This window comes from Stenotrophomonas sp. 22DLJC03 (assembly GCF_056861405.1).
In genome coordinates this window covers 758897-772216 of the sequence record NZ_JBSPUG010000002.1, presented here as the reverse complement: position 1 = coordinate 772216, position 13320 = coordinate 758897, and the positions used below count along the sequence as shown (strand labels likewise).

Below are 13320 nucleotides of genomic sequence, written 5' to 3'. Positions count from 1 at the left end.
GCACTACCATCAGATGTAGCCAACCATCGCCAGTGCGTCCATCACGGGTCAATCGCCGACGATACGGCCGTCGACGACGCGTGCCACCTGCTGGCCGAACATGGCCACATCCTGGGGATCGTGGCTGATCAGCAGCAGCGGAATGCCGGTTTTGTCCAGTACCGTCTCAAGCTCCTGCCGCAGGTGCTGGCGAAGATCATGGTCCAGCGCGGAGAACGGCTCATCGAGCAGCAGTGCCTGCGGCTGCGTCACCAAGGCGCGTGCAAGCGCGGTACGCTGGCGCTGTCCACCGGATACCTGCGAGGGCAGCAGATCGCCCACCGTATCGATGCGGAATGCGTGCAACCACTGCTCCACCGCATCGAAGCGCTGGCCAGTCCGCGGATTCAACCACCCCTTCTGCAATCCGAACGCCACGTTCTGGCGCACGCTCAGGTGCGGGAACAACGCGTAATCCTGGAAGACATAACCCAACCGGCGGCGCTGCGGCGGCAGATCCACGCCGGTGGCCGCATCGAACAGGGTCTGTCCCTGCAGGCGCACATGGCCCTGCCCCGGCCGCAACAGCCCGGCCACCGCCTTCAGGGTCAGGCTCTTGCCGGCGCCCGAGGGGCCGAACAGCACCACCTGCCGCTGCGTGCACTGCAGCGATACGTCCAACACGAAATCCTGGCCGGCCGCCTGCAGACGGCGCCGCACCTGCAGGTCAAGCCACATCACGCAACTCCCGGCGCCCCCCGCCCACCAGCCGTGCGGCCAGCAGCAGGATCACGATGCAGACCACCGAGGTCAGGATCACCAGCACATTGGCCTTGCCATCCTGCCCAGCCTGCACCGCCTCGTAGATGGCGATCGACAGCGTCTGCGTGCGGCCCGGAATGCTGCCGGCCACCATCAGCGTGGCGCCGAACTCACCCATCGCGCGCGCGAATGCCAGCAGCAGGCCGGCGAGGATGCCACGCCAGGCCAGTGGCAGCGTGATGCGGAAGAACACCGCCGCTTCGGATACCCCGAGCGTGCGCGCGGCCTGCTCCAGTTGTCCGTCCACTTCCTCGAACGCCGCACGTGCCGGCTTGAACACCAGCGGCAGCGAGGCCACTGCGGCGGCGATCACTGCAGCCTGCCAGGTGAACACCAGGTTGATGCCGAACCACGACTGCAGCCATGCACCGATTGGCCCATTACGGCCGATCAGCACCAGCAGGTAGTAACCCAGCACGGTCGGCGGCAGCACCATCGGCAGGGTCAACACCGAATCCAGAAGCTCGCGACCGGGAAAGCGCCGACGCGCCAGCAGCGCGCCCAGACCAACGCCCAGCACCAGATTGATCGCGGTGGCCCAGCCGGCCACCTTCAGCGACAACCCGAGCGCGCTCCAGTCGAGATCCATGCCTCAGGGCTTGCCGAACCCGTGCCTGGCCAGGATCGCCTGGCCCTGCGTCGAACGCACGAAGGTGGCGAATCGTTTGGCCTCGGCCGGCTGCGCGCTGGCCCTGGTCACCGCCAGCGGATAGGCGATGCGCCCCGCCACCGGCACCGCGAAGGCACGGCGCACCCGGTCAGGCATCGCCTGCGCATCGGTGGCATAGACGAAGCCGGCATCCACTTCACCGCGCGCCACGTAGTCCAGCGACTGGCGTACGTTCTGCGTGGTGATGGTCTTGCCCTGAACCGACGGCCACAGGCCCGCCGCCTCCAGCGCGCCCTTGGCATAGCGCCCGACCGGCACGCTGTCCGGGTTGCCCAGTGCGATGCGTTGCACGCCGGCACCGGCCAGGTCCTTGAGGGTGCGCGGTGCCGCCTTGGCCTGCGGTGGCACCACCACCCAAAGCGCGTTCACCGCGAACACCTGGCGGGTCCCGGCGGCGAGCAGACCCTGCTGCTGCGCCTGGTCCATCGTGGTTTCATCGGCCGAGGCGAATACATCCACCGGTGCACCGCGGCTGATCTGCTGCAGCAGTACGCCAGACGCAGCGAAGTTGAAATCGACCTTGGTGCCCGGGTGCGCCTTCTCGTAGGCCGCGCCTAGTTCACGGAAGCTCTCGGTCAGGCTCGACGCCGCCGACACCGTCAGGTCGGCCGCCCAGGCCGGTACTGCAGCCAGCATTCCCAGCAACAACAGCCCCGTTCGCTTCATGGTCGGCCCCTTGGTTGTCTGATCAGTCCAGTCCGGATTCCCGGGTCAAGGCCAGTTCCGCCAGCCGCTCGGGTTGCAGCAACAGCATCTCACGTTGGTTCACCGCAATCACACCCTCGTCGCTCAACCGGCGCAGCACCCGGCTCACCGTCTCCGGCGCCATCCGCAGGTAGTTGGCGATCTCGGTACGGGCCATGCTCAGATTGAAACGGGTGGCGGAGAATCCGCGCCGTGCATAGCGCTCGGAAAGATCCAGCAGGAACGCCGCCATGCGCTCCTCGGTGCGATGGTTGGCGGCCAGCGTCGCGACCTTGCCGATCTCGGCACTGAGCAGGCTGAACAGCCGCGCCTGCAACCCCGGCATGCGGGTGGCCAGCAGGCTCAATCGCGGGAAGGAGATGCGGCACAGATAGACCGTGTCCAGCGCCACTGCATTGCAGGGAAAGCGCGCACCATGGATGGCATTGAGCCCGATCACTTCACCGGGCAGGCTGAAGCCCAGCACCTGCTCGTTGCCCTGGCTGTCATCGACAAAGGTCTTGACCATGCCGGCACGCACTGCTGCGATCGAGTCGAACGGATCGCCGGCACGGAACAGGTAGTCACCGGCCTGGAACGGCCCCACGTGATCGACCAGCACATGCAGCTCGCCCAGCGCGGTCTTGTCGTAGCCCTGCGAGATGCAGGCATCGGAGAACGCGCAGGTGCTGCAGAAATGCAGCGCATCACCGTCATCGGCCGCCGCAGGATTGGGCGTGGCCGGTCGCGGCGGAGAGGGAGCAGAAGGATTCAGGGGCATTGCGGCGACGCAGGAACGAAGGCGTCCATCATACGACAGCGTGCCAGCCGGCCCTGCGCAACCGGCGCCTACTCCGACGCAGGCCCCGAACGCCGCTGCGGGCCACGCTGGCGCATGCTGTCGCGCACGTCCACGTCGAACTGCAGCTGCAGCATGCTTTCGTCGTCCAACGCGATACCGAAGCCCAGGCCATCACGGCAGGGCAGCCGCCCCGCCAATGCTGCAACCGCTTCGCGTGGCAATACCAACCGGCAGAACGTGCCGCCATCAAGCAGCACGGCCTGATCACCGGCGTGCAGAGAAAGCGCTACGCCCCAGCCACCGCTACCGCCAAACCGGGTCAGGTTCTCCACCGACTCACCGGCCAGCAGTCGCGCCAGCTCTTCTTCATCCACTCGCAGGCGCATCGATTGCTGTTGCAGCTGGACCTTCATGGTGTGATGGACTCCCACTCCGACGGGGTGTTGCAATTGAGCAGCAACGCCTGATCGCCTGGCGCCAGTGGCAACCGGGTCACGCCCAGGCGTTCCTGCAGAGAGCGCAGCGAACGACGCGCCGTCGGATCTTCAATCAGCTCCTGAAGCGCGCGGCGGCAATGATCATCGATCTGCAACCGCATCGGCAATGGTTCGTCGGCAAACACCGCGCAGGCGGTGTCTTCTGCCAGGCACAGTCGCTGCAGCAGTGCGGCGTTCAATCGTGGCGTGTCCACCGGCACCACCCATGCCGGCCCGTCAGGCATCTGCATCGCGACACTGTAGAGCCCGCCCAGCGGGCCGCATCGGGGCACACGATCAGGGATGCCGCCGAAGGCCGGATAGTTGCCGCTGACCCAGACCTCACGCGCGCCGACCTGCTTCAACAGGCCCTGCATGTGTTCCAGCAGGGTGCTGCCCTGCCAGGGCAGCAACGCCTTGTCGCGCCCCATCCGGCTGGACAGGCCACCGGCCAGTACGATGCCGTCGATGGTTCCATTCATGGTCGAGCCACGCCATGCGTGGCGACATCGGCATCAATGGGGATGATCGTGCGCATGGCCATGGGCATGTGCGGGTTCGCTCTCCACATGGCAGAGGCTGCAACCCTCGCTCCACTCGCTGTCGCCGTCCTCATAATGCTCCTGCTTCCAGATAGGGCACTGGTGCTTCACCACCTCGATCAATTGGCGGCAGGCACGGAACGCTTCGTCTCTGTGCGGGCTGCCCGCCGCCACCACCACCGCCACATCGCCAATGCCGAGCCGGCCCTTGGCATGTGCCACATACAGCTTCAGCTTCGGGCCAAACGTAGCCTGGACCTCTGCCGCCAAGCGCGTGAACTCGTTCAAAACCAACGGTTCGAACAGGTCGTAGGTGATCCCGGTCACCGGCCGGCCGATGTTGACGTCACGCACCTTGCCGATGAACACGTCGATGCCGCCGAAGCCCGGATCGGACACCGCGGCGATGCCCTCGGCCGGATCGATCGCCGCCCGCGCGCGGTCCACCACCTTCGCGATGATCTTCCCGCTCATCGCTCAGCCCCCGCTCACCGGCGGCAGGATCGCCACCCGACCATCGTCGGGCAGCGCCTCGTGGTCACGCAGTACGCGTTGCTGATCGGCGAACGCCGAGTAGTCCAGCAGGCCGGCGCGGAAGCCCGGCCAGCGCGCAGGCAGCAGCTCGCGCAGCGCCTGGCGCAGATCGGCCACGGTGCCACCGGCCACATCCACCGCGATCTCGCGGCTGGCATCCAGATCGGAAAACGCACCGAACAACTGCAGATTCACCTGTTTCATCATGACTCCTGGCTCACCAGCTGCACCGGGTCATGGTGACCCCAGCCCTGTACCCGCACCGGCGTGCCAGCGGTGGCCAGGTCGCCCTCGGCCTCCAGCACCACCCAGGCGTTGGCCTGCAGCATGGACATCAAACGGAACGACTCCTGCCCGGACAGCACGCGAGCACTCAGGCGCCCCTGACCGTCCACTTCCACCCGCGCACGCGCGTGGAAGCGCAGGCCCGGCGGCTTGCGCACGTCGGCCTGCAGCGGCAGCTGCAACACGGGTTCAGGTGCCAGCCCCAGCAGGCGGCGCAGCACCGGCTCGACGAAGAAGCGCTGGCCCACGGCGGCCGACACCGGGTTGCCCGGCAGGCCGAAATACAGCGCGCCATTGGGCAGCACCGCGAACAGCAACGGCTTGCCCGGGCGAATCGCCACCTTGTGGAAGACGATGCGCGCACCGCGGCCACGCAGTGCATCGGGAACGAAATCGTAGCGGCCGGCCGACACCGCGCCGGTGCTGATCAGCAGCTGCGCGCCAGCGGCCAGCGCTTCATCCAGCACCGCATTGAACGCGGCCACGTCATCACCCACCGTGCCCTGCCACACCACTTCGGCACCGGCGGCCTGCAGGCGGCCGACCAGGTACGGCCGGTTGCTGTCACGAATCTGACCGGATTCCAGCGTCTGTGCCGCCTCGGTCACCAACTCCTTGCCGGTGGCAATGACAGCGACCTTCGGCCGTGCCACCACCGCCACCTGGCCCACGCCAATGGCGTGCAGCAGGGTGCGTGCATTTATATCCAGTACCTGCCCGGCCTGCAGCACACGCTCGCCGTCGCTCACATCCTGGCCGCGCAGGCGTACGTTCTGGCCCGGCTTCACCGTGCTCTTCAGTGCGATGCAGGTCGGGCGGCCGTCCTCGCTGGCGAGGACGTCCACGTTCTCGACCGGTACCACCGTATCCAGCCCAACCGGCATGCGCGCACCGGTCATGATTTCCCAGGCACCCTCGCCGCCTTCGGCACCGGCATCGCCGGCCGCCTGCCAACCCTGCACCACGAATTCGGTACCGGCCTCGAACGTCGCGCCGTTGGCGCGCAGCGCGAAGCCGTCCATCGCCGAGTTGTCGAACGGTGGCAGCGACTGCCCGCTGATGATGTCACTGGCCAGAGTGCGGCCAGCGGCCTCATGCAGCGGCAGGCGCTCGGCCGGCAGCGGCATGGCCGCGTCCAGCAGGTGCTGCAAGGCTTCGCCGTAGGGAATCATGAGTGGCCATCTCCCTCGACCATCGCCAGGGCATGGCCCAGTACCGGCGCCAGGATATCCAGGCACTGCGCGGCGGCCTTCGGGCTGCCCGGCAATGCAAACACCAGCATGTTGCCCAGCTGCACCACCTCGGCACGGCTCAGCCAGGCCATCGGCGTGTGCTGCGCGCTCAGCGCCCGCACCATCTGCGCCAGGCCATGCACCGGCCGCACGTTCAAGGAACGCAGCGCCTCCGGGGTCAGGTCACGCGGGCCCAGCCCGGTGCCGCCGGTGCACAGGCACAGGCGCACGCCCTCGGCCGCCAAGGCCTGCAGGCGGCCCGCCAACGGCTCGATGCCATCAGGCAACACTTCGGCGGCCACAACCTCGCCGCCCAGCTTTTTCACGCCGGTCACCAGGGTCGGACCAGAAATGTCTTCATAGGTGCCGTCGCTGGCGCGATCACTCAGCGTGATCACCGCGCAGGCCGCGCCCTCCAGACCCTTCGGCGCACGCGGCTTGAAGCGCGCGCGCTCGGCCTCGTCCATGCCGTCGGGATGCAGCCAGACACCGCGCTTTCCGCCTTCCTTGAACAGCAGGCGGATACCTTCGATGCGCAGGGCCGGTTCCACTGGCTTGCTCAGGTCGTACAGGGTCAGCAGCGCCGCGTTGATGCCAGCCAGTGCCTCCATCTCCACGCCGGTGCGCGCCTCGCTGGCACATTCGCACCACACGCGGATCGCCTGCCGTTCCGGCACCGGCGCGCAGAACACCTGCACCAGTTCCAGCGGCAGCGGGTGGCACAGCGGCATCAGCATCGAGGCCATCTTGGCGCCCTGCAGGCCGGCAATCTCGGCCATCACCAGCGCATCGCCCTTGGGCAGGCGGCGCTCGACAATCAGCGGATAGGCCACTGGACCGGCATGCAGCTCGCCCACCGCCACCGCACGGCGGCGGCTGATGCGCTTGTTGCGGACATCGGCCATGTGGAAGGCTGCGTTCAATTCCCCACTCATCGTGTTGCTCATCCTCCGATCGAGGCCAGGTGCGGGGTCAGCCCGGTCTGGCCCTGGTGCAGTCCATGCCCGGCCGCTTTCAGGCCAAGCTGGGTGTTGATGCGTGCCAGCAGCGCGTCGTGGTCCTCGTCGCGCTGCAGCAGCGGGCGCAGCGGCACGCCGAACTCGCCGAACAGGCACAGCCGCAGGTCGCCCTTGGCGGTCACCCGCAGGCGGTTGCAGCCCTTGCAGAAGTCACGCGAATACGGGGCGATGATGCCGATGCTGCCGCGATGGTTGGGGTGGCCGAACTCGCGCGCCGGGCCGGCATCGGCCGCGCGCGGGCGCTCGTGCCAGCCCGCGGCCAGCAGCTGCTCGATCACCAGGTCGGCGCGCAGGTGGTGGCGCTGGAAATAGGCTTCATTGTCGCCGGTGCGCATCAGCTCGATGAAGCGCACGCTGAAGGGGCGGTCACGCAGGTAGTCCATCCACTGCGGCAGCTCGTCGTCGTTCAGGCCACGCAGCAGCACCGCGTTGAGCTTGATCGCCGGCAGGCCCAACGCCTGCGCCAGCGCCAGGCCCTGCTGGATCTCCGGCAGGCGGTCATGGCCGGTGATGGTCTTGAAGCGTTCGCGCTGCAGGCTGTCCATGCTCACGTTCAGCGCAGTCAGGCCCGCCCGGTGCCAGCCCGGCAGGCGCCGCGGCAGCAGCGTGCCATTGGTAGTGATGGCCACCTTGCGGATGCCCGGCACCGCCGCCACGGTGGCGATGATCTCTTCCAGATCCTTGCGCAGGCTGGGCTCGCCGCCGGTCAGGCGGATCTTGCTCATGCCCAGCGCGGCGAACGCACGCACCAGGCGCGCGATTTCATCCACCTGCAGGAAGCGCGGGCGGCCATCGGCCTGGTAGCCGTCGGGCAGGCAGTAACTGCAACGGAAGTTGCAGGCTTCAGTCAACGACAGGCGCAGGTACGGAAAGCTGCGTCCGAAACCGTCGGTGAGTTGGCTCATGGCTGTTCCACCTCCTGGTACCACCCTGCAGCCTTCCCCCTGAACGGGTTGTCGACCCCAGAGCGCAGAGTGCGCTGGGGCGGTGAAAGCGTCAACCCGGGAGGTACGCAGCCTGAATTGGCGCCGCCTGTCGCGATACGCCCGCCCCACCCGTCCCGTTCGCCGTGACAACCTCGACACATGTCGCAGATTGCACGTTGCGGGCGGATCACTACGCCAGCCAGCACTGGCAGGGCTTAACAGCGTAGGACAATGTCAAAAGCCTCTCCAATCGAGTGATGTTTGCAACTCTTCTGATTGGCATTGCACAGCGCCAGGGGCTCAGATGGCGTGCCACCGGAAAAGGGTGGCCGGGTTTCGAATCCCGAGTTGGTCCTGAGTGATTGCGCTTGCCAGTCGGCGTCCACATTCCGTGGCGCCGGCTGGCAATCCGTCTGCCGGCTATGGCGGGCGGTGCGTGGGGGCGTTCGCGCCCACCGGCTTGGGACCAACTCGGATTCGAACCACGTACCGCCCGCCACTTTTCGGGGTGGCGGCTACCGATTGCCCTGCACGGAGCCTTGCCATGAACGAATCGGACTTCCCGCATCTGCACGCCTACCGCAGCACCGCCTGCGACGACGGTTCGCCACAAGCCGCGCCGCCAGTGGACAGGAACACCTTCATTGCCAATCTCCACCGCATCGGCTCCGGTGCGGCGGCCGACGGACAACCTTGGCCGGAGCGTCACCAACTGCCCGGCCGCTGCCTGGCCCTGGCCGACGCCGATTGCGCGTTGACCGGGTTGCGGGTGGTGCTGGAAATGCTGCTGGCGGCCGAACGCACCCGGCAGAACGGCGACCCCGGGCAGTACGTGGGCGACCGGGTGATGGAGGGGTTGGTACTGGCCAGCCAGTCGTTGTGCACGCAGGCGGTGGGGCGGTTGCAGGTGGACGTGTGACGTCGTGCGACGCTCCGGTCGACGGGCAGAAGTGTCAGGCTGCCTCGTCCCCCGTTCATCTACTGTCCGTGAGGGAGCCGCCACCATCACCCGCTCAGGGCTGCTTCGTCACCCACGCCCAGACACGTGTCCAAATCTCCGGTGCGATCGAGATGCGCTTGCCCGGACGCGCGGGATCAGTCACCCGCATCCCGTGGTCGGCCTCCGGATAGACCCAGTAGTCAAGGTTGCTACGACCACGGGACAGGAACGCCACCATCGCAAAATCGGTGTTGATGATTGGGGCCTTGTCATCGTCACCGCCCTGCACCAACAGCAGCGGAATCTTCAGTGCCAGCATGTCGTCCACCACGGCATGCGCACCGAACCCGGACCAGCGCCGGTTGGTCTCGCCCATGAACTGTTGCTCCAGGCCGAGCGGATTGGCATGGATAGCCTTGATGGCCGCGAAGACCTCCTCGACGGCGGCCTGCGCTTCGGCGCGGGTGATCTCGCCCCGTTCGGCACGCAGCCGTTGCTCGATGATGAAGTCGTGGTACTGCGGCAAGGCCAGTCCGCCCCATCCCATGGCCTTGTCCGCGTGTGCCTGGCCTGCCACAGCAAAGACATACTGCGCTCCCTCGGATCCGCCCATGATCACGACCTGATCGACCCTGGCCCCCAGCGTGCGGCGTGCGGCTGCAATGGCCTTCACCGTGCGCGCGATCAGATTGTCGCGCGCAAGCCACGCTCGATAGATGGGCCCATCCAGCTGCACAGGTCTTCCTGTTGCCTCGTCCAGCCGCATATCAGCAGAGAACGGGATCCCGGGCTTGTCCACCACCAGGAAGTGCGCGCGGTCGCGAAATGCGAAGAGATCGCGGGGAAAAGTGGTTCCCTGGCTGCCGTCGCTGAAACGCTGGAAGTGCGGGAGGGCACCTGAGCCTGGCAGCCATACCACGAGCGGTCCCTTTTCCTCCGGGTTGACGTTGTCGATGTGCCAGCCAATGTCACCCAGGGCCGGGTCATGTACCACATGGCTATCGAACTGCGCAGGCGTTGCCGCCTCCAGCGCAGCCGCCGGCATTGCCAGCACAGCCAGAACCACCGCCAGGATCAACTGCATGTCTTCCCCCTGATCTGCTTATGGAACATTCCCGCAAATTGCACACTGGGTTGCCAGGCCACAAGTGCAGAACGTATCCATGCATACCACGATGGGGCAGCGCCACGCGTTCAAGCAGGCCGACAGTGCACGCGTGCAGGCAGCTGCCGCCGGTGATGGCCGCCGACTACGCGGTGCTGACCGGACAACTGGATGCGCCCGGTGCGGAGACCCCACGCTCAATGCCGGACGTGCCGGTGGTGCTGCTGACTGCAACGAAGCTCGCGGCTGAACCGCTGTTCTTCGAAGAAACCGCAGCGGGCAAAGCACTCTGGAAGGCACAGCACGCCCTGCTCTTCTCGGGTTCACGCGCGGTACGCATCGCTATCTGTCGACCGGACACACCCTCCAGCGCGGGGACCCTGCTGCGGTCGTGGCCGCGATTCAATTGGTCATCGGCATCCTGAAGTAGTTGTTCCAGGCAATGGCTTTCCGGATTGTCTCCGGCTACTGCCCCCGCAGGCGCACCGCAAAATACCGTGTCGGGGAAAGACCAAGCGCCTTCTTGAACATCGTGATGAAGGCTGTCACCGACTCATAGCCCAGCGTCTCGGAAACGCGTTGCACTGGTGCACCGCCGGCGAGTTCACGAATGGCGATGAGCAGATGCAGCTGCTGCCGCCAGCGCCCGAAGGACAATCCCGTTTCCCGTTCGATGAGCCGGGTCAACGTGCGCTCGCCCAGGGCCAGGCGCATGGCCCACTGACTGATGGTGCTGCGGTCTGCCGGATCAGCCGACAGCGCCGCAGCCAACGCCCGCACCTTCGGGTGATTACTGACCGGTAGCGAGAGGTGCTCGGCCGGCATCTGCACCAGTTCGTCCAGCAGCACCCGCGCCAGCCGATCGGCGTGACTGCCATGCGGATAGTCCAGTGGCGCGTCGGCCAGGTGCAGGATCATCTCGCGCAGCATCGGGGAGATCGCCAGCGTCACGCACTGCGCTGGCAGTTCGACGACGCCGGGCTCGACGAACAGGTAGCACAGGCGCGCGTTGGCGGTGGCGCGGTTGCTGTGCGGCATGCCACCCGGAATCCAGACGCCACACTGGGGCGGCACGATCCACAGCGCATTGGCCACTTCGCAGGTCACCGCCCCATGCAGCGCAAGAATGAGCTGGCCCTTGCGGTGCTCATGCACGGGAATTTCCGCGTCGTGCTCGGCCACCTGGAGGCGGCTGGCGACCGCCGGGCGATCGGTCTCGTCCGGGTCCAGGTCAAAGCCAGGGAGCGAAATGCGAGCCATTCTCACATTGACCGGTTTTAGCGATTGGTTGTCATTGTAGCGAAATTCGCCATGGCGGCCGATCACTAGCATGAGCCGCATGCACTCTCCCACCCCGTTCCTCCCCCACGTGCTCCAGGCATTTGCACGGTTGAAGAGCCCTGCCCTCAGGACCGACCAGGAGGCGGTACTGTTCTCGCTCAAATGCCTGCTCGCCGCGTCGCTGGGGTTGTATGTCTCTCTGCGAATCGGCCTGAACCGCCCGTTCTGGGTGATCGGCACGGTCTATCTGGTGTCGCAGCCACTGTCCGGCGCAACCCTCAGCCGAGGTCTGTTCCGCCTGCTCGGTACCGTGGGTGGGGCCATCGCCACCGTCGCGCTGGTGCCACGCTTCGCCAATGCCCCGTTGGTGCTGAGCGCCGCGCTCGCCACCTGGATGGCACTGTGCCTGTATCTGGCGATGCTCGACCGCACGCCACGTGCGTACGCGTTCCTGCTGGCCGGCTATACCACCAGCCTGATTGGTTTTCCTGCGGTGATGGTGCCGGGAGATGTGTTCACCATTGCCATCACGCGGGTGCAGGAAATCTCCATCGGCATCCTGGCCGCAACGCTGGTACATGGGCTGGTGCTGCCGCGCCGGGTCTCGATGCGCGTGCACGCGCGGGTTGCTGCCGTGCTCGATGATGCGGAACGATGGACGCGCGACATGCGCGCCGGTGCATCGAACACGGTGCTGGCAACGGACCGTTCGAAAGTGGCTGCCGACCTGCTCGAGCTGCATGTGCTGTCGATCCACCTGCCCTTCGACAGCGCCCACGGCGTGGCCCAGGTACAGATCCTGCGCGCCCTGCATGACCGGATGCTGGACGTACTGATGCTGTCCAGCGCGGTGGAAGATTCCGTCGCCCGGCTGCGTTCACCGCAGGCCGGCGCAATGGATGCAACGGGCTGGCGCGATCTGCTGCAGGCCAGCCTCACCGCGCAACGGGCCGAACTCGACCTTGCCCACGCCGACTGCCGCGTGCTGCAGGCACAACTGCACACTGCGCGCCCCGACTGGCGCCTGCAGGTGCCTGACCGTCTTTCGCGGAATGCGCAGGGCGCAATGATTCACCGGGACCACAGGATCGCCGCGCGCAGCGCGCTGGGGGCGTTCGTGGGCATCCTGCTAAGCTGCGTGCTGTGGATCATTACGGGCTGGTCTGACGGCGCCACGGCGGTGTCCATCATCGGCACTGCATGCGTTCTGTTCGGCACCCTCGAAGCGCCGGCACCGCATGTCATGCGCTACCTGGTGGGATCGTGCATCGGCGTTGCCGTCGGCCTGCTCTACGGTCTGCTGATCTTCCCCACGCTGTCCGATATTGTCGGCCTGATTGTCGCGCTGGCGCCGGTGCTGCTGCTGTGCGGATCGTTCCTGGCCCGGCCGCCCTTCATCATGGCCGCCCTGGGCGTGGTGCTGACCTTCCCGCTCATCGCAGGCCTGGGCGCGACCAATACGGTCAACATCGTCGGCGCACTCAACAGCAGCGTTGCGTTGTTTGTGGGTACGGCGGTGGCACTGTGCAGCATGCAGCTGTTCCAGACCGCCGATGCGGGCCGCAACCGCGCACGGCTGGAGCATTCGATCCGTCGGGACATCGCACGACACGCCGCCGGACAAGGCGGTGTGACCCGCGCCTGGCTCAGCCGCGTGCTGGATCGAGTCGGGCTGCTCGCTCCCAGGTTGCAGGGCCATTCCAGCGCAGCACACGACCTGCGAGCGTTGTTTGCGGACGTTCGTGCGGCACGTGCATCCAACCAACTCCGCGCACTGGACAAGTGCCTGCACAACCCGCAGGTCCGGGCGCTTCATGCGGCGCTGATCGAACGCGTCGCTGCACATTTCAGGGTTCGCGCCCACTCGGCACGCAGTGTCGACATCCATCTTCTGGAACTGCTGGACCGCATGCGCGAGGCAGCGGCGGCCAGCAGCGGGGCTGATCAGGGGCATCTGTCGCACCTGCTCTGCGGGTTGCGCCGCGACCTGCTGGCATCCCCGCTTACCCATCGGCACTGACCA

15 protein-coding genes and 1 pseudogene are annotated in these 13320 nt (G+C 66.6%); 3 read left to right on the top strand and 13 right to left on the bottom strand.

Annotated features, from left to right (window positions below; genetic code table 11):
- Nucleotides 1–48: 48 nt before the first annotated feature.
- The 11 genes from AC13GA_RS09465 to moaA all read right to left on the bottom strand — a co-directional run bounded on the left by AC13GA_RS09465 (nucleotide 49) and on the right by moaA (nucleotide 7950).
- Entirely contained in the window at nucleotides 49–717 is a 669-nt protein-coding gene (locus AC13GA_RS09465) for a sulfate/molybdate ABC transporter ATP-binding protein (RefSeq protein ID WP_046986198.1), read from the bottom strand.
- A complete protein-coding gene (modB, locus tag AC13GA_RS09460) occupies nucleotides 707–1390 on the bottom strand; it encodes a molybdate ABC transporter permease subunit (protein ID WP_253077772.1) in 684 nt (227 codons plus the stop codon). Before modB ends, AC13GA_RS09465 begins: the two co-directional genes overlap by 11 nt.
- 3 nt (nucleotides 1391–1393) lie before the next feature.
- On the bottom strand, nucleotides 1394–2137 hold the full coding sequence (gene modA, locus AC13GA_RS09455) for a molybdate ABC transporter substrate-binding protein (RefSeq protein WP_482997953.1): 744 nt from the start codon (nucleotides 2135–2137) through the stop codon (nucleotides 1394–1396).
- A gap of 22 nt (nucleotides 2138–2159) precedes the next feature.
- Nucleotides 2160–2936 carry a helix-turn-helix domain-containing protein gene (locus AC13GA_RS09450; protein ID WP_428708757.1) on the bottom strand — a complete coding sequence of 259 codons (777 nt, stop codon included), beginning with the start codon at nucleotides 2934–2936 and terminating at the stop codon, nucleotides 2160–2162.
- A 68-nt stretch (nucleotides 2937–3004) separates the two neighbouring features.
- Complete coding sequence (locus AC13GA_RS09445; protein WP_482997952.1) at nucleotides 3005–3370, bottom strand: hypothetical protein; 366 nt, start codon at nucleotides 3368–3370, stop codon at nucleotides 3005–3007.
- The gene (mobA, locus tag AC13GA_RS09440; RefSeq protein ID WP_046986193.1) at nucleotides 3367–3915 is read right to left on the bottom strand and encodes an NTP transferase domain-containing protein; all 549 of its coding nucleotides are present in this window, start codon (nucleotides 3913–3915) and stop codon (nucleotides 3367–3369) included. The genes AC13GA_RS09445 and mobA overlap by 4 nt, the downstream gene beginning before the upstream one ends.
- 33 nt (nucleotides 3916–3948) lie before the next feature.
- Nucleotides 3949–4449: a molybdenum cofactor biosynthesis protein MoaE gene (locus tag AC13GA_RS09435; RefSeq protein ID WP_482997951.1), complete on the bottom strand. Its 501-nt coding sequence runs from the start codon at nucleotides 4447–4449 to the stop codon at nucleotides 3949–3951.
- Between the two features lie 3 nt (nucleotides 4450–4452).
- Nucleotides 4453–4713, bottom strand: a complete 261-nt coding sequence (locus AC13GA_RS09430) for a MoaD/ThiS family protein (RefSeq protein ID WP_032128145.1) — start codon at nucleotides 4711–4713, stop codon at nucleotides 4453–4455.
- Nucleotides 4713–5966 carry a molybdopterin molybdotransferase MoeA gene (locus tag AC13GA_RS09425; protein WP_482997950.1) on the bottom strand — a complete coding sequence of 418 codons (1254 nt, stop codon included), beginning with the start codon at nucleotides 5964–5966 and terminating at the stop codon, nucleotides 4713–4715. The genes AC13GA_RS09430 and AC13GA_RS09425 overlap by 1 nt, the downstream gene beginning before the upstream one ends.
- On the bottom strand, nucleotides 5963–6961 hold the full coding sequence (gene moaCB, locus AC13GA_RS09420; protein WP_482998097.1) for a bifunctional molybdenum cofactor biosynthesis protein MoaC/MoaB: 999 nt from the start codon (nucleotides 6959–6961) through the stop codon (nucleotides 5963–5965). Before moaCB ends, AC13GA_RS09425 begins: the two co-directional genes overlap by 4 nt.
- An 8-nt stretch (nucleotides 6962–6969) precedes the next feature.
- Complete coding sequence (gene moaA, locus AC13GA_RS09415; RefSeq protein ID WP_482997949.1) at nucleotides 6970–7950, bottom strand: GTP 3',8-cyclase MoaA; 981 nt, start codon at nucleotides 7948–7950, stop codon at nucleotides 6970–6972.
- 565 nt (nucleotides 7951–8515) lie between these two features.
- Between moaA and AC13GA_RS09410 the strand changes: the two genes are divergently transcribed.
- Nucleotides 8516–8890, top strand: coding sequence for a hypothetical protein (locus AC13GA_RS09410; protein ID WP_482997948.1), 375 nt, complete (start codon nucleotides 8516–8518; stop codon nucleotides 8888–8890).
- Between the two features lie 94 nt (nucleotides 8891–8984).
- On the opposite strand, the gene AC13GA_RS09405 is transcribed toward AC13GA_RS09410, so the two are convergent.
- Nucleotides 8985–9995, bottom strand: coding sequence for an alpha/beta hydrolase family protein (locus AC13GA_RS09405; protein ID WP_482997947.1), 1011 nt, complete (start codon nucleotides 9993–9995; stop codon nucleotides 8985–8987).
- 88 nt (nucleotides 9996–10083) lie between these two features.
- Here AC13GA_RS09405 and AC13GA_RS09400 point away from each other — a divergent pair.
- Nucleotides 10084–10446, top strand: a pseudogene (locus AC13GA_RS09400) (alpha/beta fold hydrolase); the annotation flags it as partial.
- Nucleotides 10447–10481: 35 nt separating this feature from the next.
- Here AC13GA_RS09400 and AC13GA_RS09395 read toward each other — a convergent pair.
- Complete coding sequence (locus AC13GA_RS09395; RefSeq protein WP_482998096.1) at nucleotides 10482–11276, bottom strand: AraC family transcriptional regulator; 795 nt, start codon at nucleotides 11274–11276, stop codon at nucleotides 10482–10484.
- A gap of 70 nt (nucleotides 11277–11346) precedes the next feature.
- Between AC13GA_RS09395 and AC13GA_RS09390 the strand changes: the two genes are divergently transcribed.
- Nucleotides 11347–13317: an FUSC family protein gene (locus tag AC13GA_RS09390; protein WP_248298388.1), complete on the top strand. Its 1971-nt coding sequence runs from the start codon at nucleotides 11347–11349 to the stop codon at nucleotides 13315–13317.
- The last annotated feature ends 3 nt before the right edge of the window (nucleotides 13318–13320 follow it).